The 20,402-nt window shown below is 35.8% G+C and carries 20 protein-coding genes and 1 riboswitch; of the genes, 5 read left to right on the top strand and 15 right to left on the bottom strand.

All coding sequences use genetic code 11. From position 1 onward, the window contains the following. Positions 1 to 153: 153 nt before the first annotated feature. Positions 154 to 263: riboswitch (SAM riboswitch) on the top strand. Between the two features lie 93 nt (positions 264 to 356). The 4 genes from metI to ACYVEC_RS26185 all read left to right on the top strand — a co-directional run bounded on the left by metI (position 357) and on the right by ACYVEC_RS26185 (position 4,024). Then, positions 357 to 1,469 (top strand): cystathionine gamma-synthase/O-acetylhomoserine thiolyase, encoded by a 1,113-nt coding sequence (gene metI / locus ACYVEC_RS26200; protein ID WP_063222950.1) that lies wholly within the window; start codon positions 357 to 359, stop codon positions 1,467 to 1,469. Further along, positions 1,466 to 2,629, top strand: a complete 1,164-nt coding sequence (gene metC, locus ACYVEC_RS26195; protein ID WP_063222949.1) for a cystathionine beta-lyase — start codon at positions 1,466 to 1,468, stop codon at positions 2,627 to 2,629. The genes metI and metC overlap by 4 nt, the downstream gene beginning before the upstream one ends. Before the next feature lie 157 nt (positions 2,630 to 2,786). Beyond that, positions 2,787 to 3,308 (top strand): cysteine hydrolase family protein, encoded by a 522-nt coding sequence (locus tag ACYVEC_RS26190; protein ID WP_063222948.1) that lies wholly within the window; start codon positions 2,787 to 2,789, stop codon positions 3,306 to 3,308. 425 nt (positions 3,309 to 3,733) lie between these two features. Continuing rightward, positions 3,734 to 4,024, top strand: a complete 291-nt coding sequence (locus ACYVEC_RS26185; protein ID WP_000894375.1) for an ArsR/SmtB family transcription factor — start codon at positions 3,734 to 3,736, stop codon at positions 4,022 to 4,024. A 143-nt stretch (positions 4,025 to 4,167) separates the two neighbouring features. Here ACYVEC_RS26185 and ACYVEC_RS26180 read toward each other — a convergent pair whose 3' ends face one another. Both ACYVEC_RS26180 and ACYVEC_RS26175 read right to left on the bottom strand, forming a co-directional pair. Further along, positions 4,168 to 5,280, bottom strand: coding sequence for a class I SAM-dependent methyltransferase (locus ACYVEC_RS26180; RefSeq protein ID WP_063222947.1), 1,113 nt, complete (start codon positions 5,278 to 5,280; stop codon positions 4,168 to 4,170). Between the two features lie 9 nt (positions 5,281 to 5,289). Continuing rightward, positions 5,290 to 5,919 (bottom strand): MBL fold metallo-hydrolase, encoded by a 630-nt coding sequence (locus ACYVEC_RS26175; RefSeq protein ID WP_063222946.1) that lies wholly within the window; start codon positions 5,917 to 5,919, stop codon positions 5,290 to 5,292. 170 nt (positions 5,920 to 6,089) lie between these two features. Here ACYVEC_RS26175 and ACYVEC_RS26170 point away from each other — a divergent pair, with 170 nt between their 5' ends. Then, complete coding sequence (locus ACYVEC_RS26170) at positions 6,090 to 6,263, top strand: DUF2759 domain-containing protein (protein ID WP_000524853.1); 174 nt, start codon at positions 6,090 to 6,092, stop codon at positions 6,261 to 6,263. A gap of 80 nt (positions 6,264 to 6,343) precedes the next feature. On the opposite strand, the gene glcK is transcribed toward ACYVEC_RS26170, so the two are convergent. From glcK to sodA, 13 genes are all read right to left on the bottom strand, one after another. Beyond that, on the bottom strand, positions 6,344 to 7,327 hold the full coding sequence (gene glcK / locus ACYVEC_RS26165) for a glucokinase (RefSeq protein WP_000391706.1): 984 nt from the start codon (positions 7,325 to 7,327) through the stop codon (positions 6,344 to 6,346). A 19-nt stretch (positions 7,328 to 7,346) separates the two neighbouring features. Then, a complete protein-coding gene (locus ACYVEC_RS26160) occupies positions 7,347 to 7,547 on the bottom strand; it encodes a YqgQ family protein (RefSeq protein ID WP_000623706.1) in 201 nt (66 codons plus the stop codon). Between the two features lie 103 nt (positions 7,548 to 7,650). Continuing rightward, entirely contained in the window at positions 7,651 to 8,229 is a 579-nt protein-coding gene (locus ACYVEC_RS26155) for a 5-formyltetrahydrofolate cyclo-ligase (RefSeq protein WP_063222944.1), read from the bottom strand. Positions 8,230 to 8,333: 104 nt separating this feature from the next. Next, the gene (rpmG, locus tag ACYVEC_RS26150) at positions 8,334 to 8,483 is read right to left on the bottom strand and encodes a 50S ribosomal protein L33 (protein ID WP_001265616.1); all 150 of its coding nucleotides are present in this window, start codon (positions 8,481 to 8,483) and stop codon (positions 8,334 to 8,336) included. A gap of 69 nt (positions 8,484 to 8,552) precedes the next feature. Continuing rightward, positions 8,553 to 10,907, bottom strand: coding sequence for a sugar phosphate nucleotidyltransferase (locus ACYVEC_RS26145; protein WP_063222943.1), 2,355 nt, complete (start codon positions 10,905 to 10,907; stop codon positions 8,553 to 8,555). A gap of 377 nt (positions 10,908 to 11,284) precedes the next feature. After that, a complete protein-coding gene (gene phoU / locus ACYVEC_RS26140; protein ID WP_063222942.1) occupies positions 11,285 to 11,941 on the bottom strand; it encodes a phosphate signaling complex protein PhoU in 657 nt (218 codons plus the stop codon). A 166-nt stretch (positions 11,942 to 12,107) separates the two neighbouring features. Then, positions 12,108 to 12,923, bottom strand: coding sequence for a phosphate ABC transporter ATP-binding protein (pstB, locus tag ACYVEC_RS26135; protein ID WP_060632283.1), 816 nt, complete (start codon positions 12,921 to 12,923; stop codon positions 12,108 to 12,110). Positions 12,924 to 12,951: 28 nt separating this feature from the next. After that, positions 12,952 to 13,818, bottom strand: coding sequence for a phosphate ABC transporter permease PstA (gene pstA, locus ACYVEC_RS26130; protein ID WP_060632284.1), 867 nt, complete (start codon positions 13,816 to 13,818; stop codon positions 12,952 to 12,954). Between the two features lies 1 nt (position 13,819). Then, positions 13,820 to 14,770 carry a phosphate ABC transporter permease subunit PstC gene (gene pstC, locus ACYVEC_RS26125; RefSeq protein WP_063222941.1) on the bottom strand — a complete coding sequence of 317 codons (951 nt, stop codon included), beginning with the start codon at positions 14,768 to 14,770 and terminating at the stop codon, positions 13,820 to 13,822. A gap of 27 nt (positions 14,771 to 14,797) precedes the next feature. Continuing rightward, the gene (gene phoX, locus ACYVEC_RS26120) at positions 14,798 to 15,715 is read right to left on the bottom strand and encodes a phosphate ABC transporter substrate-binding protein PhoX (RefSeq protein ID WP_063222940.1); all 918 of its coding nucleotides are present in this window, start codon (positions 15,713 to 15,715) and stop codon (positions 14,798 to 14,800) included. A 334-nt stretch (positions 15,716 to 16,049) separates the two neighbouring features. After that, a complete protein-coding gene (locus ACYVEC_RS26115) occupies positions 16,050 to 18,179 on the bottom strand; it encodes a peptidoglycan D,D-transpeptidase FtsI family protein (protein ID WP_063222939.1) in 2,130 nt (709 codons plus the stop codon). Between the two features lie 109 nt (positions 18,180 to 18,288). Further along, on the bottom strand, positions 18,289 to 19,566 hold the full coding sequence (locus tag ACYVEC_RS26110) for an MFS transporter (protein ID WP_060632288.1): 1,278 nt from the start codon (positions 19,564 to 19,566) through the stop codon (positions 18,289 to 18,291). A 116-nt stretch (positions 19,567 to 19,682) separates the two neighbouring features. Continuing rightward, entirely contained in the window at positions 19,683 to 20,294 is a 612-nt protein-coding gene (gene sodA, locus ACYVEC_RS26105; RefSeq protein ID WP_001052031.1) for a superoxide dismutase [Mn], read from the bottom strand. Between the last annotated feature and the right edge of the window lie 108 nt (positions 20,295 to 20,402).

The following is a 20,402-nucleotide window of genomic DNA, read 5'->3' as shown; positions in this document are numbered from 1 at the left end:
TTAACAATGTTTGTTAATTTTTCAATAAATTTAGCACGCACAAATGCAAAAGTCAATGACAGTTGCGGAAAAATAAAAATTATTTAAAATAAAGTTGCAATTCAATTATCTTTTGTTGTAAAGTTAAAAACATAATAAAATTTCATACGAACATTCTTATCTAGAGAGGTAGAGGGACTGGCCCTATGACGCCTCAGCAACCATTAACATTTGTTAATAAGGTGCTAATTCCAGCAAATTGTGAAAGATTTGACAGATGAGAAGAAGACTCTATTCAAACCGAAAGCCTTCTTCTTAGAAGGCTTTTTTTATTTTACATTCACTTAATTGTTAATTTAAAAAGGAGGAATTTTCACATGTCAACAATTGAAACAAAACTAGCACAAATCGGAAATCGTAGCGAAACTACAACAGGAACGGTTAACCCACCTGTTTATTTCTCAACCGCTTATCGTCATGAAGGAATTGGTAAATCTACTGGTTTTGACTATTCACGAACTGGTAATCCAACTCGCGGCCTTTTAGAACAGGCAATTGCAGATTTAGAATACGGCGAACAAGGTTATGCCTGTAGTTCAGGGATGGCAGCTGTTCTCCTCGTCCTCTCCCTATTCCGCTCCGGAGACGAACTTATTGTATCTGAAGATTTATACGGGGGCACTTATCGATTATTTTCTGAGCACGAAAAAAAGTGGAACGTTCGATGTAGATACGTAAATACACAATCTATTAAACAAATTGAGCAAGCTATCACCACTGAAACGAAAGCTATTTTCATAGAAACTCCGACAAATCCATTAATGCAAGTTACTGATATTGCCGCTGTCGCAACTGTAGCGAAAAGACACGGACTACTTCTTATTGTAGATAACACATTCTACACGCCTTATATACAGCAGCCATTAACAGAAGGTGCCGACATTGTACTTCATAGTGCAACGAAATATTTAGGAGGACATAACGATGTACTAAGCGGACTTGTCGTTGCAAAAGGAAAGGAACTTTGTGAGGAAATCGCTCATTATCATAATGCCTCTGGTGCGGTCTTAAGCCCATTTGACTCATGGCTATTAATTCGTGGTATGAAAACGTTAGCTCTTCGCATGAGACAACATGAAGAAAATGCAAAAGCAGTTGTTGCTTATTTAAATGATGAGGACGGGGTGACAGATGTATTTTATCCTGGAAGAGGCGGCATGATTTCATTTCGTCTTAAAAATGAAACATGGATTAATCCATTCTTACAATCCTTATCCTTAATTACATTTGCTGAAAGTCTCGGTGGTGTTGAAAGTTTGATGACATATCCAGCAACACAAACACACGCTGATATTCCTGAAGAAATCAGAACAGCAAACGGTGTATGTAATCGTCTTCTTCGATTTTCCGTTGGCATTGAAAATAGTAACGATTTAATTCAAGACTTACAGCATGCCATTAAACTTGTAAAAGAAGGTGTAAGAATATGAGTTATTCTATAGATACACTTTTACTACACAACCAATATAAACATGACCCACAAACAGGATCTGTTAACGTTCCCATCTATAACACATCAACATTCCATCAGTTTGATGTAGATACGTTCGGGAAATATGACTATAGCAGGTCTGGTAATCCAACTCGTGAAGCTCTTGAAGACATCATTGCATTATTAGAGGGCGGAACAAAAGGATTCGCATTTGCATCAGGCATTGCAGCAATTTCTACTGCATTCCTCCTTCTTTCACAAGGTGATCACGTACTCATTTCAGAAGACGTATATGGAGGCACTCACCGAATGATAACTGAAGTACTCTCCCGTTACGGTGTCTCACATACATTTGTTGATATGACTAATTTAGAAGAAATAAAGCACAACATTAAACAAAATACAAAGCTCTTTTATGTAGAAACACCTTCTAACCCGCTTTTAAAGGTGACAGATATTCGCGCTGTTTCTAAGCTTGCAAAATTTATTGGCGCTCTTACCTTTGTTGATAATACATTTTTGACACCACTATTCCAGAAACCGCTTGAACTTGGAGCAGATGTCGTTCTTCATAGTGCTACAAAATTCATTGCTGGTCATAGTGATGTTACTGCCGGATTAGCGGTCGTAAAAGATGCCGAACTTGCTCAAAAACTTGGATTTTTACAAAATGCATTCGGCGCTATTTTAGGACCTCAAGATTGTTCTCTCGTACTTCGCGGTCTAAAAACATTGCATGTACGCCTTGAGCATTCAGCTGCAAACGCCAATAAAATTGCACATTATTTACAAGAACACGCTAAAGTTCAAAACGTCTATTATCCTGGCTTACAAACACATCTTGGATTTGATATTCAACAATCTCAAGCTACATCAGCCGGAGCTGTCCTATCTTTCACTTTACAATCAGAAGATGCACTCCGCCAATTTTTATCAAAAGTAAAATTACCTGTCTTTGCAGTTAGTTTAGGGGCTGTCGAATCAATTCTTTCCTACCCAGCTAAAATGTCACATGCAGCATTGTCGCAAGAAGCTCGTGATGAAAGAGGGATTTCTAATTCATTACTTCGTTTATCTGTTGGCCTTGAAAATGTTGATGATTTAATATCCGATTTTGAAAATGCCCTTTCTTATGTAGAAGAGCCTGTAAATGCATAGAGAGAAAAGAAGATATGAAATTAAATTTTCATATCTTCTTTTTATGTTTTCGAGTATACTTTTTACTTTTCGTATAGTTCATAAAAAACGATAGGGCACCATCTATTTCCAAGTAATAAATTAATTGATATATTAAGAAATAAAAGGGGCAAAAATAATGGATACTTGTGCAGATGTTTTAATCGTTATCGATTTACAAAATGGAGTATGTTATAGCGAAGAACATTTATTCGATCTACAAAATTTACTTACAAAAGTAAATAAAAGAATTTCTTCATACAGAAAATCAAACAAACCAATCATTTTCGTTCAACATTGTGATGATGATTTAGTACCTGAAAGAGAACTTTGGGCTATTCATGCTGATCTAGATGTTCAAGAACAAGATTTTTTTGTGAGAAAAACACATGCAAATTCATTTTATAAAACTAACTTAAAAGAAATTTTAGACCAATTATCTGTACAGCATATTGAATTTTGTGGCGCCCAAACAGAGTACTGCATGGATGCTACAATTAAATTTGCTCATGGACTTGGATACGAAAACTTCATGGTACAGAAAGCCACCTCTACGCTAAATAATCCATTTATGTCCGCAAAAGAGACAATTGATTTTTATGAAAATATATGGAACCACAGATTTTTAAAATTGATGAAAGAAGAAATCAAGAATACATAACTAATGTCTTGGTAATTCTAAGATTTATCAGCTATACTCAAACATTTTATTATCACTATAAAGAAGCTGATTACATTCAGCTTCTTTTCTTTTTAACCTGTTTTATATTCTAGATATTACATTATAATTCCTTTATCTTATTATTTTAAAAATTTTGTATATTCATTTGAAAGAATAAGAAAATCATGGTAAGATTGTGTTACAAATATATCTATATCTTTCAATTTTTAAAACGCATCGAAATTTTCACCCAAAAATGTCATTTTACAAAACCGTGCTAAATCATCTACTTTATTTACATCAGGGTCTCTTTTCTTACAATTTCTTTACTTTAGGACTTTTTTTCTGCAACAACTGTTTTCTTTTCTTTAATTTTTTGGTATGTATAGTATGGTATAACAGCTCACACGGAGGTGGAAAAGAACATGTTAGAAACCTTTCAAAAAGAAATAGAACTATATGAAAGCAATGCAGAATTATTGAAAGTGCTTGCTCATCCTGTTCGCTTATGTATTGTAAAAGGATTAATTGAACGTGGTCCAAGCAACGTTTCTACAATGTACACTGGCTTAAACATGCCACAATCTACAATTTCACAGCATTTAGCAAAGTTAAAGAGTGCTAAAATCGTTTCAAGTGAAAGAAAAGGGTTGGAAATTTATTACAAAGTGGAAAACGAGACAATTATTCAACTCGTTCGCGTATTATTAGGTTAGGGACTAATAAACAGAGAAAAAGGACGTATTTTATATTTTTCATCTCATATCTTTAATATAAATATATATCATGAGAGGAAATATATGATACTACATAAGTCGTATTAAAAAACAAGACACAGAAATATGCTGTGTCTTGTTTTTTATATTTTTAAATACCGATCCAAGTGTAACTGTTGCATATGTTTCGTATGTATAACAACATCAAATGCACTCCCTAATCCTCCGCTCAAAATCATAGAACGAACTGCTCGATTTTGTTTTTGAATTTCAGAAAAAGGATTCTTATCTTGGTGATTTGTAAGCTGGTCTAATATTCCTGCTGCTAACAAAAACTCAGATTGCTTCTTATGCCATACTGTATTCATACCTTGCAGGCTAAATATCTCTTTCAGCTCATCCCAATGAATATGAGTAGTAAGATCCATTTCACCTGGATGTGCTAAAGGATTACGGATTAACTTATGCTCATAATACCCTCGTAAACTTCCTTCTTGATGTGCAGGATGCATCCATTCTTCTTTTGTATATCCATAATCAACTGTAATACATACACCTCGTTGAAACCATTTCGCAATTTCTTTTATATACTCTTCCATCACAATCGGCACTTCAAAACGCTGACCTTCTGCAAGATGAATATTATATTTCAATAAGTATCGACCAATTCTTTTATGTAACGGTCTATATACTTCTGCAAGTTTCCCTTCCTCTGTATACGTAACACGTACTTCATTCAATATTCCATTTCTCTTCTCAATTACTTCAACAGGGAATGCATCAAATAACTCATTCGAAAAAAGAATCCCTTCGAACGATTCTCCCATTTCACTATGCGACGTATAATATGACACGTTAGAAAACGAACAAAGATTTTTCTGCTGTAGTTTTCTATGAAAAGGACTCATTTCAATCATTGAATAGTTTAAATCAATAAAGGTTTCCGGAGATAATTGCTTCCATTCTTGTAAAACATCATAGGCAAACCTTCCTGTTCCCCCACCAATCTCACAAATATTCGGATTAACTTCACCATTTTCAACAAGACGAATTAAAAACTTAGCAAAGGTCTTTGCAAAAACAGAGGATACGTTGCTACTTGTGAAAAAATCCCCTTGTCTTCCAATTTTTTCACGCTCTTTCATATAATAGCCATGTTCCTCTGCGTATAACGCAAGGTTCATATATGTACTATATGAAATCGAATAATCCTTTTCTTTTTCCATCCATTTTCTAAAAATGAGCTCCATTCCCATAATGACCCCTTACTGTAAAAATGGATTATTTTCTTTTTCAAAACCAATGCTTGTTTCTGGACCATGTCCACATAACACCGCTGTTTCATCTGGTAACACAAATAATTTTTCTTCAATACTTCCAATCAATTCAGCAAAACTCCCACCAGGTAAATCTGTTCTTCCGATGCTCATTTGGAACAATACATCTCCAGAAAATACAGCATTCGCCTCTTTACAATAATAAGAAATACTGCCTGGAGAATGTCCTGGCGTCTCAAAAATTTCAAAATTAAATGAACCAATTGCTAATACACCTTCTGTATCAATAATATGATCTGCTGGTTTTGCTGTAATGCTGCGATTCATCATAAAAATTTGAGAGCCATTTACAGTTGCATCGCTTAACCAATCTGCTTCTTCTTTATGTACGTACACAGGAATATGAAAAGCGTCTCTCACCGCATCAACAGCACCAATATGATCAAAGTGAGCATGTGTTAATAAAACAGCCAGTGGCTTTAATTGTTCTTCTTGTAAATATGTAACGAGCTTCTCTCCTTCATGACCAGGATCAAAGATAATACACTCATTTTGATCATTCGTTAAAATATAAGCATTCGTTTGTAATGGGCCTAACGGCATTTGTATCCATTTCATATGAAAATCTCCTCCAATTATTAAACTTACTTTCAATGATACAACATTTTTTTCTCTTAGGAAAAGAAAGGATGCTATCTCGACAATCATTTTTAAAACATGTACAATATAAAAGAGTAAATATTCCAAAAACTCATATTAAGGAATGGGTAGACAGAGGAGGATATTGTATGGGCCTTGTTATTATTTTTACGCTTGTCACTCTGTTAGCTGTATTTGCTACGCTTAGAACACTTCGCGAAAAGAATTTTCTCGCGGGCGGCTTTGCAATTGCAACTGTACTCGTTTTCGGATGGTTTACAATCATGACTGTTCTATATAACGGGTACCCACCAGCAGCTTAATTCATTTACATGTTATTCTTCATCAAGATTTCGCACAAAAAGAGGAGGGGTTTCCCCTTCCTCTTTTCATAGTTCACAACTTATATCATCTTCGCTTCGTATTTGTGCTTTTTTACAAGCCACGCTCCTCCGATAACACCTGCATCATTACCAAGTGTTGCAATAGCTAGCTTCGTGCTCTTTACAGCACGTGAGAAAGCATATTGCTCGAAATAACGTTGAATTGGTTCTAATAGTGCATCTCCAGCTTTAGAAACGCCTCCACCAATAACAATTTTCTCTGGGTTCAACGTGCTAGAAAGGTTCGCTACAGCTAAGCCTAAATAAGAAGCTACTTTTTCTACTACTTCACCAGCTAGTTCATCACCTTGTCCATGTGCTTCAAATACGTCTTTTGATGTAATACGCCCTTCTTCTGCTAACATAGAACGAAGAATACTCTCTTTATCAGTCTCTTGTATTTTTTGCATAGCAACACGTACAATACCCGTTGCAGATGCTACAGTTTCTAAGCAACCAGACTTCCCGCAATTACATGGGAAAGCATTCTCTGTAACTACTGTAATGTGTCCAATCTCACCAGCAGCACCACTTACACCGTGTACAATCTCACCATTAGCAATTACACCGCCGCCAACACCAGTACCAAGTGTCATACAAATTAAATCTTTTGCTCCTTCACCAGCACCTTTCCACATTTCACCAAGCGCTGCTAAGTTTGCATCATTATCAATAACAACAGGTAATCCTGTTTCTACTTCTAATAAATCTTTTAACGGATAGTTTTTCCATCCTAAATTAACCGCTTCATAAATCATTCCAGACGCCACGTGTACAGGACCAGGAGCTCCCATACCAATACCGATTAACTTACTTTTTAATTCACCTAACTCTTCTAACTTTTTATCAATAGCTTTCGCTACATCAAGCGTAATATGTTTTCCTTGCTCATTTGTATTCGTAGGGATTTCCCACTTATGTAAAATTTCACCGTACACATTAATAAATGCTAATTTAATCGTTGTACCACCAAGGTCAACACCAACTAACCATTTCTCTTCCATGTTGCTTACCTACCTTTATCTAATTCTTATTTAGCTCTTTTTGAATTTCTTGCTTCAATAAAAATAAAGCTGTTTGATAGTCTTGTGGATCGATTAGCTGTGATTGATTTAATTCACGCAATTCATCTTGCATTAATTGTAAATCTGCAATTCGATCACCCGTATAAATAATCGTACCAAATTTCTTTAGCAATTGCTGAATATCATAAATAGATATCATTTCATCACCCTCTATGCTCACTTACTATAAAAAATTATAATAAGAAAACGTTCACATATTTTATTATAATCAAGAAGAAAAAGTCTCGTCAATTTTTATTTGTCTATACAAGCCCATTTATAACCATTGTTCCTTTTTCTGTAATAATTTTTTCGACATTTTTATCAAATGGCTCTACTGGAATATGTTTTACCATTTGAAAATCATAAGCTAATGATAGCGTTTTCCCTTTATAATGTACGAGATAACGATCATAATAGCCACCGCCATATCCAATTCGCTCTCCTCGCTCTGTATAGGCTACGCCTGGTACGATTTGAAGATCAATTTCATCCGCATTCACTTCTTCCGTAAGCGCCGGAATCGGCTCACGTAAATTCATATACACTGTTTCTAATTGATCAAAATTACTAATTTGTCGGAAGGACATCGTTCGCGTTCCTTTGTTACACTTTGGAACAACAACTTTCTTTCCTTCTTCCCAAGCTTTTTCGATGATAGGATATGTATTCACTTCATTTTCCATTGAAAGAGTAATTCCAATTATTTTAGCCTCAGCCCACTCTTTTTGCGCATACAACGAAAATGCAATTTGCTCTGATAAAGTTGCATACTGTTCTTCTGATAAAGAATTCATGTGTTCTATTATTTGTTTACGCAAACGTATTTTCTCTTCTTTCACACATCTTCCCCCTTACAGTGACACTTTACTCTATGATGATAGTGTATCACTTTTAACAAAGGAATCGAATAAAAAAAGAAACAGTAGGAAAATATTCCTACTGCTTACTTTGTTTCACGGTGTAACGTAGACTTCTTGTCACGCTTGCAATACTTTTTAAGCTCGATACGCTCAGCGTTGTTACGTTTGTTTTTCTTTGAGATATAGTTACGATCTCCGCATTCTGTACATGCTAGAGTAATATTCACACGCATTCTTATTTCCCTCCAGTACTAATAACTTAAATCAGACTATACTATAATACCACTTTTAAAATAAAAATTCTACACCTTTTGATATTGTCTAATTTTTTCTATAAGATTTTTCATGTTTTCCCTTGCTATTACTGGGTTTCTAGCATGTGAATACACTAAAAATTTCGGTTGTTTTGTGTCAGAAACGATATAAGACCACTCTTTTTCGGTATATTTGAACTGTACTCCTTCAAATATACCTTCTTCCTTTCTTTCCATATCAGCCAATAATTTCCTCATTACTTTCCCTTTTTCATTCCATGAACATACAACTTCATCACAAAGTAAATAGAGCGGCGGTGATTGCTCTACTATGCTGAGAAATGTTTTTCCCTGCAATGCTATTAACTCGAATAATTTTCCAATTCGATATAAAATATCTCGTTTCCATCTCGCTTGAAACGACTTTTTTTCATCCTGCGTATAAAATAGAAGGTAACATTCTCCTAATTTCAAAGACATTGGGTAAATACTTCCTGCCGATTCAAGTAATAAATCTGGAATATCTACCTCTTCAAAATCTGTCCCCTGGTAAATATTACTATGGTTATCATATAACTCAAAATAATTTCCTTGCTCGGAAAACATAAGTGCCATATTTGCTTTACTTGATTTCATCAAGGCTTTCACATGATCCTTTTGCTCGCCCGCATAAATCCACGTAACTGTGCATCCGAGCCTTTGCAAAAAGAGCATAAGTAAATGTTGTAACATATCATTTCTCTTATTAATAAGAAGATGGAACTTCTGTTTTTTTATTTTTTCAATATCAATACGCTCTAATACAGCCTCTATATAATCATGTAAAGAAACGTGGACTAGCTTATTCCGTCCCATTTCTTTCTCACATGTGTAATAAAACGCCTCAGACATATATACTTGTTCTATCGCTTTTTGCTGCTTATACGTTAATTGTACCCCCTCCTTACCATACAACTTTATAACAACCTCTTTTTCATTTTCCACTTGAATGAAAACCCCACCTGCACATTGTAAATCCTGAATGCTATACCGAAAAAGTGATTCATTCATTTCTTTGCATTCCATCGTATGAACTCCGATACCATGAATCGCATGAAGAAAGAGATTTTTATAAGAAGTCGTTTCTATATGCTCTTGACTCCCAATTAATATACTTTGTCCTTTAGCAAAAAGGGATCCGTACGCCATCGCAACCTTTACAATAAATTGAGGCGTAATCTCAACATTACCTCTTCCTACAATGCGGCTTTTTTGCAACCATCCTGCACTCTTTTCACTTTCTTGAACACCAGCCGATCCTACTACCGAATAGCTGTCAATCGCCTTATATGGCCATAGTTTTCCCTTTTGCTTAATTACTGTACTTTTCCCTATATGACAATGATCCGCTACAATGCTTTTTTGAAACAGTGTAACGTCATCTTCAACCATTGTATGCTCTCCTATTGTCGTCTCTAATAACTCGCAATACTGCCCAATTTTCGCATTTGCAAAGACAATACTTTTTTGAAGATGAGAATAACTTGAAACAATACTATTTTTCCCTATAATAGAGTACGGTTCAATTATAGCTCCTGCACCAATTTTTGCTCCTTCTCCAATAAAAGAAGGGCCGTGAATTTTCGTTCCTTTTCCAATCGTCACGCCTTCTCCCATCCATACCATCGGCAATACTTCCGTGTAAGGAATAGGTACTTGCAATTTTTTCGTTAACAAATCAAATTGTGCTTGGCGATATTGATCAAATGTCCCGATATCTAACCAATAACCTTCTGACAAATATGCAAATAATGCGTTCTTATTTGCCAATAACGGAAACACATCTTGACTGAAATCAAAAAATTTCCGGGGCGGTATGTAAGAAAAAATTTCTGGCTCCATAATATATATACCTGTATTCACAATATTAGAGACAACTTCATTCCAGCTCGGTTTTTCTATATATCGTGTAACCTCTTGTTCTTTGTTCATTACAACTAAACCGAATGAGAGTGGGTTTTCTACTTCTTTTACAAACATAGTTACCATTCTTTTCTTTTGTTCATGAAACGTAATTCCTTCTGATAATTGAAAATCAGTTAACGCATCTCCACTTATGACAACAAACGTTTCATCTAAAAATTTTTCCGCTTGTTTAATACTCCCTGCAGTTCCAAGCGGAGGAGAGTCTTCAAAGTAGTACAAGTTAACGCCCCATTTGCTACCGTCACCAAAATATTGCTTAATAGCTGTACTCATATATTGAACAGTAATTGCAATGTCACGAATACCATGCTGACGTAATAATTCAATATTGTATTCCAAAACTGGCTTTTCTAATAATGGCAACATCGGCTTTGGAGTATTACATGTTAATGGTCTAAGGCGTCGTCCTTTTCCTCCAGCTAAAATAACCCCCTTCATATACTTCAGCCTCCACTTATATAATGTTCAGTAACTTCATATACGATATGTATATTATCTACCCCGCATTAACTAGCAGTATAAAATAAAACTTTAATCAGTATGGGGTTTGTTCCTTTCGCACTGATTATGAGCCCTGACCACTCGTGCTTTGACAGGCGGTAAAACTCCCTATATACATGTACCTTTTAAACGCCAAAAGAAAGCGCTTACCATTGACTTAGTAAAATATTACTTAATAAGCGAACAACATATATGTCCTATTTTTTCCATTATATTATGATACATCTTATCATCATAAACTAAAGGAAACAACGAGCTTTTTTTGTCATGTTTTGACTAAAAAAAGCAGGTGATGTTTCACCTGCTTTTTTTCTTTATTCATTTAATAAGTAATGCTTTCCTTTTACTAAATAAAAAACATTTTCAGCAATATTTGTAATATGGTCTGCTACACGCTCAATATATCTCGCTACAAAGGATAATTGTGTAATTTGTGTAATTGCTTCTGGTTGTTCTGGAACTGAAGATATAAATTCACGAATTGCTTTCCCGTATATTTCATCAACAGAATCATCCATTTCGGCAATTTGTTTCGCAAAAGTTAAATTTTCTTGCTCATATGCTTCTAACGCTAACTGTAACATCTCATTTGCAATTGCAAACATCTCATCAAGATTGTGCAAACTAACAGCCACTTCTTTTTCCCCTAGGCGAATTGTTGATTTCGCAATATTAACAGCATGATCTGCAATACGCTCTAAATCTGTCGCTGTTTTAATTGAAATGAAAATCCTTCTTAAATCACTTGCTACAGGTTGCTGCTTCGTAATAAGCATAAGCGCAAGATCATTTATTTCCTCTTCTAAAGTATCCATACGATAATCACCATCTATTACCTCTAACGCTTTCTCTACATCCTTTTTATGAAGACCTTCCATAGCAAGTAATAAAGCTTCTCTCGCTAGTTCGCCAAGCTCAATCACCTTTTGCTGTAATGTTTTTAAATCACATTGAAACTGTTCTCTTACCATTGTTTCTTCCCCCTCAGTATTTATGTGCCATTATATATAGATCTCCTACCTAGCCTACATGTAATAAGCCTTAAGATAGGAGAAGTATTACTTCTCTATCAAAATGAGGTAAAATAAGAAACGCCCTCCGTTAAGAGGGCATTGGCTCTTAGCCTTGCTAGTGATATCAACCAAATCGGCCTGTAATATAATCTTCTGTACGCTTATCTGAAGGTGTCGTAAATAATTTGTTTGTATCTGTATACTCCACAACTTCTCCACTTAAGAAGAAGGCAGTTTTGTCTGAAATACGTGCTGCTTGTTGCATGTTATGCGTTACGATAACAATACTAAAATCTTTCTTTAACTCTTGAATTAATTCTTCTACTTTTAATGTTGAAATTGGATCTAGTGCCGATGTTGGCTCATCCATTAAAATAACGTCTGGTTCAATCGCTAAACAACGTGCAATACATAGACGTTGTTGCTGTCCACCGGATAAACCGTATGCATTATCATGCAAACGATCTTTTAACTCATCCCAAATCGCTGCTCCACGTAAACTTTTTTCAACAATTTCATCCAACGTTTTCTTGTCACGAACACCATGGATTTTCGGGCCATATGCTACATTTTCATAAATAGATTTCGGAAATGGATTTGGCTTTTGGAACACCATTCCTACATGTGTTCGTAATTCTTCAACTGGATACGCTTTATCAAATATATTGCGCTCTCTATATTCAATTACACCTGTAGTTCGCACGATCGGTACTAACTCTACCATACGATTTAATGTTTTTAAGTACGTTGATTTACCACAACCACTTGGCCCGATAATTGCTGTAACTTCATTCTCATGAATGCTTAAGTTAATATCTTTTAGAGCATGGTCTTCTCCGTACCATAAATTTAAGTTTTTCGTATCAAATACTACTTTCTTTGGCGCAGTCTCGATTTTCTCCTCGTTTTTCACCTGTACATTTACTACTGTTGCTACCATTTGAATTCCCCTTTCATCCATTTCCAACTTATTTTCGATTTCGTAACCATAGGACAAATATATTGATAAAGAGCAACAAACCTAACAAAACAATCATCCCAGCAGCTGCTACATACTGAAATTCTTCTTGCGGTCTACTCATCCAATTAAAAATTTGAATTGGTAAAACTGTAAATCTATCAAACATACTAAATGGAACATAATTTGCAAATGCAAGTGCCCCGATAACTAATAACGGTGCCGCTTCTCCAATCGCCCTCGATATCGCTAACGTACAACCCGTTATAATTCCTGGGAAAGCATATGGCAATACAATTTGATACATCGTTTGCCACTTCGTAGCACCTAATCCGTAAGAAGCTTCTAATAATGAACTTGGTACAGATCGTATCGCTTCTTGACTCGCTACAACAACTGTCGGTAAGACGAGTAAACTCATCGTCAGTGCCGCCGCAATGATACTCTCACCTAAATGAAGAGCATATACAAAAATAGTTAAGCCGAGTAATCCAAATACAACGGAAGGTACTCCTGCTAACGTTTGATTATTAATTTCTATTACCTTTTTAAATATAGATTCCTTCGCATATTGCTCTAAATAAAGAGCAGTTCCGACTCCAAATATAAAGGAGACCGGTATAACAATACTCATAAATAATATTGTTCCTGACAAAGCTGCAGCAATCCCAGCTTCTTTCGGATTACGCGAAGCGAAGTTTGTAAAGAAATCTAACGAAAGGTAACTTATACCTTTTTCAAAAATTTGAAAAAGCAAAATAAGTAGTATTACTATTGAAAACAAAATTGCTATATAAAATAACAATTTGTAAACTCGATCTTTTAAAAAACGTGATGCCATATTTTCTTGTATTTTTTTATGATTCAACATTCGCATATTATGTCAGCCTCCTAAAGTGGCGCATAATAGACTGCGAAATGATGTTCATTATAAAAGTAAAAAAGAATAACGTTGCGCCTACAGCATACATGCTGTAATAAGTAATTGTTCCATGTGGAGCATCACCTAAACTCACTTGCACAATATAGGCTGTTAGCGTTTGAATAGAGTGTGTCGGATCGAGCGATACATTCGGTGTGGATCCCGCTGCAATTACAACGATCATTGTTTCACCGATTGCCCTGGAAGCGGCTAATATAATCGCTGACATAATCCCTGTAAAAGCCGAAGGAAACACGACTTGTTTTACCATCTCAAACCGAGTTGCTCCAAGTGCTAACGAAGCTTCTTTCGTTCCTTTCGCTACAGCTCTCATTGCGTCTTCAGACAGAGATGCAATTGTAGGTATCATCATAAACCCAATAACAATACCTGGACTAATCGCATTAAAAAACTGTAAATCTGGTATAATCCGTTGTAAAAGCGGTGTGACAACTGTTAATGCAAAAAAACCATATACAATTGTCGGGATACCTGCTAATAGTTCTAACATCGGTTTTAATAATTTCCTTGCACTGTTTGAAGCATATTCACTTAAAAATACAGCACACGCTAAACCGATAGGAATTGCTACGAACATGGCGATTGCGGTTACAAGGACCGTTCCACATATAAGTGGTAATATACCGAATTTAGGATCTTCAAAAAAAGGTAACCATTCTTTCTCCGTCAAAAAGGAGTGTAATGGTATTTTTTGAAAAAACATCATTGTTTCATTTGCTAACGTAAAAATAATTCCAAGTGTCGTCACAATAGACACGCTAGCAATTATTTTTAGTAATAACGGAACTATTCGATTGATTCGCTGCGTTTTTTTTCTTTGTTTTGTATTTCTTTCAATCAAATGTTGTACAGAAAATGTAATTTGACTTTTGTCATTATAAGCCAAAGATGAAAACCCCTTTCCACCCTGACATTACCTTTTTATTTCTGTTAACATCCGCAGCTGTTCATTGTATTTTTCTTTTGGTAATTTTACATATCCAACCTCTTCGGCGAGATTACCAACATGCTGAATCATAAACTCAATATAATTTGCTACATTCATTTTATTTCGGATAGATGCATCATTCACATAAGCAAATAGCGACCTAGATAATGGCTGATACTTACCTGATTGAATGGTATCTTTCGTCGGAAGTACACCATTCACCTTGATTGCTCTCACCTTATCTCGATTGGCCATATAATAAGCATATCCTACAAAAGCAATGGCATTTTTATCATTCATTACCCCTTGCATAATAACTTGATCATCTTCAGACAAAGAGACTTTTTTTACAATGCGACTTTTTTGTAAGATGACATTTTGAAAATAATCATACGTACCAGAGTCTACACCTGGCGCATAAAACTTCACCTGTTCACGTGGCCATGATGAATGAATTTGTGACCATCGCTTTTCGCTTTCATCTTCACTCCACAATAGACGTAACTCGTCTACCGTCATATTGTCTACCCAAGTATTTTGGCGGTTCACAACGATCGTAAGACCATCGTAAGCGACTTCGAACGGTGTAAACTGAATGGAGTTTTTCTTCATTTCATTTTCTTCCACTTGTTTCATTACTCTCGAAGCATTATTTATATCCACTTCTCCTTTACTGAAACGATTAAATCCTCCTCCTGTTCCAGAAACACTGATGGAAATTTTCACGTTCGGATGCACCTTTGTATATTCCTCCGCTACTGCTTCTATAATAGGAAAAACTGTTGAGGATCCATCAACTCTCACTTCTCCCATTTCATTCACAGCAAATGCAGTAGCCGTGCCAACATAAAGGAAACATGTCGACAGCATGAAAACTTTAATCGATGCACTTATCCATTTCACGTGTTCTTCCTCCTAGAAGTAACCGGAAATAACAGGATTACAGATATAAGAATACTGCTAAACTATTAATTCGGTTTTAATTGTTTGTAAAAGTTTTGTAAAGTTCCACAAGAATCAACATTAAGTAAAATTTTAATCCGTAGCCACTGTGCATCTTCATTGATGATTGGTCTATAAAACAGTTATCCTCTAGAGGAGATGCATACGTATCATTTGTGAAGCCTCTTAATTTTTCGATATTATTATATGCTTGTCCACTTTATTAAAACGTATGCATGAACCATAAAAAAAAGCACACTAACTTTTCAGTTAGTGTGCTTTTTTTACAATCTTTTTATTCATCGTCTTGATCTACATTTTTATTTTTATTGTCTTTTTCATCTGTTGAAGCTTCACCATTTTCTTCCTTTTTCAAATCAAAGTACGCGTCCATAATGTCACGACTAATATAACCGTTAATACCTGATTTATCATCTACCCAAGGTACAACAACAGAAAATGCTACTTCAGGATCTTCAAGTGGCGCATAACCTACTAAAGTTAAGTTATATGTCTCTTTACGCTCACCGTTTGCCTTTCTACCAATCTCTTGATCTCCGCCATACACAGTTTGAGCTGTACCTGTTTTACCAGCAGCTTTATATGGTGCACCTGTAAAGTATTTCGCAGCTGTACCACCAGATTCGTTAAATACTTGTCTAAATCCTTCCTGAACACGTTTAATTTGTGATTCAGGCATATCAATACGGTTTAGTACTTTCGGTTCCATTGAATGAACAACTTTTCCAACTTCGTCTGGTTTCACTGAAGGTTGACGAATTTCTTTCACAACTTGCGGCTGCATACGGTAACCACCATTTGCAATTGTTGAAACATATTGTGCTAATTGAAGCGGTGTATACGTATCATACTGTCCAATTGATAAATCTAATAGGAAACCTGGCTGATTTCCTCTACCTGTTTGGCCGGCTGATTCATTCGGTAAATCAATACCTGTTTTCACACCAAGTCCAAACTGTCCGAAATAATAACGCATCGTATCAAATGCTTTTTGTGGTATATCTAACGTACCACCTCTCACATATTGAACACCTGCGATATTCATCGCTGTTTTAAACATATATACGTTAGAAGACATTTTTAATGCTGTCAGATCATTAATATATCCCATCGTCTTCCAAGAAGATTTCTTCGGTGTTCCTTTCAATACGATTGGTTCATCGAGTTGAGAGGAACCTGGTTTAATCGCACCTGTTTGATACCCCGTAAGTACTGTCGCACCTTTTACAGTCGATCCCATCGGATATGAACTTGTCATCGTTCCTAATGCGAAATCTTGTACTTTCGTTTCGCCATTTTCATTCACTAACTGTTTCCCAGCCATAGATAAAACTTCACCATTTTTCGGATTCATCATTACAACGAATGCACGATCTAAAAGAGGTTGTCCGCCTTTATATCTCAATAAATTTTTCGTGATAATTTCTTCTACACGCTTTTGTAATTCCATATCGATTGTTAAGCTCAAGTCATTACCACTTTGCCCTTTTGATACATTAATCGTTTCTAAAATATTACCGTTTTTATCTGTAATATTTTTCACTTCTGCTTTCGTACCGTGCAGGCTATCTTCATATTGCTGCTCAAGATAACTTTTCCCTACGCGGTCATTTCGATTATAATCACGAACAAGATAGTAATCTAAACGCTCTTTCGGTAAGCCTTCATCAGAAGTTGTTACACCACCAAGTACACTTCGGAACAAATCACCATCATATGCATATTTTCGTTCCCAATCGACACTTGTATCTACTCCTGGCAATTCCGCTAACTTTTCACTAATAATCGCATATTCTTTATCTGTTGCATCCTTCTTAATGACTTGTGGTGTCATTGCATATCCGCCGTCCATTTTGCTTTTAATCGCTAATATTTCTAAATCTTTTGCGGATAATTGATTCACTTCTTCTTCTGTCACGCGATTTCGTTGACGCTCATCTAATTCTTTATCGTCAATTTTCTTATCTTTCAACTCTTGACGATCTTTATTCGTAATTTTTTCTTTGGCTTCCTCTTTATGAATAGCAAGCCAATAATCTTTTTTATCGCGATCTGTTAATTTATCTGTCGGTACTTCAATCAAATCTGCTAGCTTCTTCGCTGTTTCTAACCGAGCCTCTGCAGTTGATCCTTTCATTTTTGTAAATGTAATCGTACGAACAGCTGCATTATCTACTACAGCTCGCCCATAACGGTCAAATATTTTTCCACGTGGTACAGGATTACTTATCGTCGAGTTCTCTTTCCTCTCCACTTCATTCTTGTATTCTTCACCGCGAACAATTTGTACATATCCAAGCCTTACAATAACCGCGGAGAACATTAAAAACACGCAGAAAAACAGCACGTTTAACCGAAAAGGAACGTGAGTCTTTTTCTTTTGTTGTTTCTGCTTCTTGCTCATACAAACCCCCTCTACCAACAGCTATGTAATGTGAAAGGGACACCCTCGTACAGGTGTCCTCACTGCTGTCTTACATCTTTTTCTATTCTAGCATAAAACAAACCAGAAGTTAACCTTCTGGTTCAGTTTGGTTCTGCGTGGTTCCTTGCGCTACAACACTTGTTTTCCCCGCATTTCCCTCATCATATTTGACATTTTTAACTGCAAAATAAATAAGAAAATGTCCAGCACCTAAAATACATAGTAAAAAAGGTAAACTCTTTTCAGGCGGAAAGAATAATACAGCACATAAAAAACTTAATACTGAACAAATTCTTCCAGCATTTAACCATAATTCTCGGACAACTACATACTCTACACGCCACTCTCTCGCATTTTTCGCTCTACCAATTACATCATATGTCATCGATCCATACGGAACGAGTAAAATAGGGTATGCAATCGCAATGCATGCTGCATAAATAAGTAATTTTGTGTATGTAACATTAAATATAACTAAAAATACAACCGCATATAAAATAATGCCTCCAAGTAAAATTGCTTTTTTTCGCCACTCTTTCTTTAACATACGAGCGACTAAGTAATAACATACAAATGATACAGCAGAATTTACTAAGCTATATTTTCCTAATGCGAGCTCACTATCGGTCGCTAAGTACACGTATACTGAAATAACAAAAATAAATGTTCCCTCTCTCAATCCTTGGAAAAAATGAGCACGTGTAATTCTTCCCCAATTTTTATCAATTCGTCGCTCTTTCAAAACTTGCGTGATCTCATAGCTACCTTCACATTCTCTCTTAGATAAAAAAAAGCTTAAAACAACAGCGATTGCAAATAGCACTAATGAAAGAAAGAATATGACCGTATAGCCACTCCATTTTTCCATACGCGAAATTGTGTATCCAGCTGCTATCGGTCCAATCATGCCAGAGAAGGATGTAAGAAGTCCAAGAAACCCGTTAAAGAAATCTCTTGTTTCTGGTTCTGTAATCTCAAATGTTAATAAGTTAAACGCGAGCCAGTAAAAACCATATCCAACTCCTAAAAGAGCCCCCATTAATAAAATATAGTGAGAAGCGCTTTTTCCGGCTACTAAAACAACGATAAAAAAAATCGCTAACGTTCCTACGCCTATTCTTAACAAGATTGAGCGATCAATACGCTTCGCTAATTTCCCACCTATAAGAAATGTGAGAGGCTGTAATACAACGCTGGCCAAATTATACAAGCCAAGATTCACATAATTTTGTGTTTGTTTCCATAAATAAATGTTAACAAACGTATTCGATAAAGAAATTGCGAGCGTGTATAAACCTCCAATAAGGAGCAATAACACTAAATCCCGATTCACTTCAACGTCACCAATTATATGTTTCCACTTCATACACAACTCTCCTTTACTTCATGTTCTAGTCTTCCAAAGACAAGCCCAATTATGTAAAAGGAAAGCATAGAAAAAAGCTAGGAGCACTCTCCTAGCTTTTTCTATCATTATTACAATTATTTTGCTTCTTGGTAACGTTTTTCAGCAGCGTTCCAATCTACAACGTTCCAGAATGCACCGATGTAGTCTGGACGACGGTTTTGGTAATTTAAGTAGTAAGCATGTTCCCAAACATCTAAACCGATAACTGGAGTTTTACCTTCAGTTAGAGGAGAATCTTGGTTTGGCGTGCTTGTTACTTCTAACTCACCATTATTTACTACTAACCAAGCCCAACCAGAACCGAAGCGAGTTGCGCCAGCTTTTGCGAATTCTTCTTTGAATGCATCGAAGCTACCGAATTTCGCTTCAATTGCAGTTGCAAGTTCACCTACTGGTTGTCCGCCGCCGTTTGGAGATAAGATTGTCCAGAAGAATGTGTGGTTAGCATGTCCACCACCATTGTTACGTACTGCTGTACGGATTGCTTCTGGTACTTCGTTTAAGTTTGCAACTAATTCTTCTACGCTTTTGTCAGCTAATTCTGCATGACCTTCTAAAGCAGCGTTTAAGTTTGTGATGTACGTGTTATGGTGTTTAGTATGATGGATGTTCATTGTTTCTTTGTCAAAGTGAGGCTCTAAAGCATCATACGCATAAGGTAAATTTGGTAATTCGTGTTTTGCCATTGTTATATTCCTCCCAGTTTATGTATTGCCACTTAAGTGACATACAACTTCATTCTACCCTAATTGCCATAGGGTGCAAACAAATAAATCACATTGTCTTGCTATCAT

The sequence above is a fragment of the Bacillus sp. MN7755 genome, from assembly GCF_054771475.1.
The sequence above is the reverse complement of the archived record's forward strand: the minus strand, read 5'-3'. Positions and strand labels throughout refer to the sequence as shown.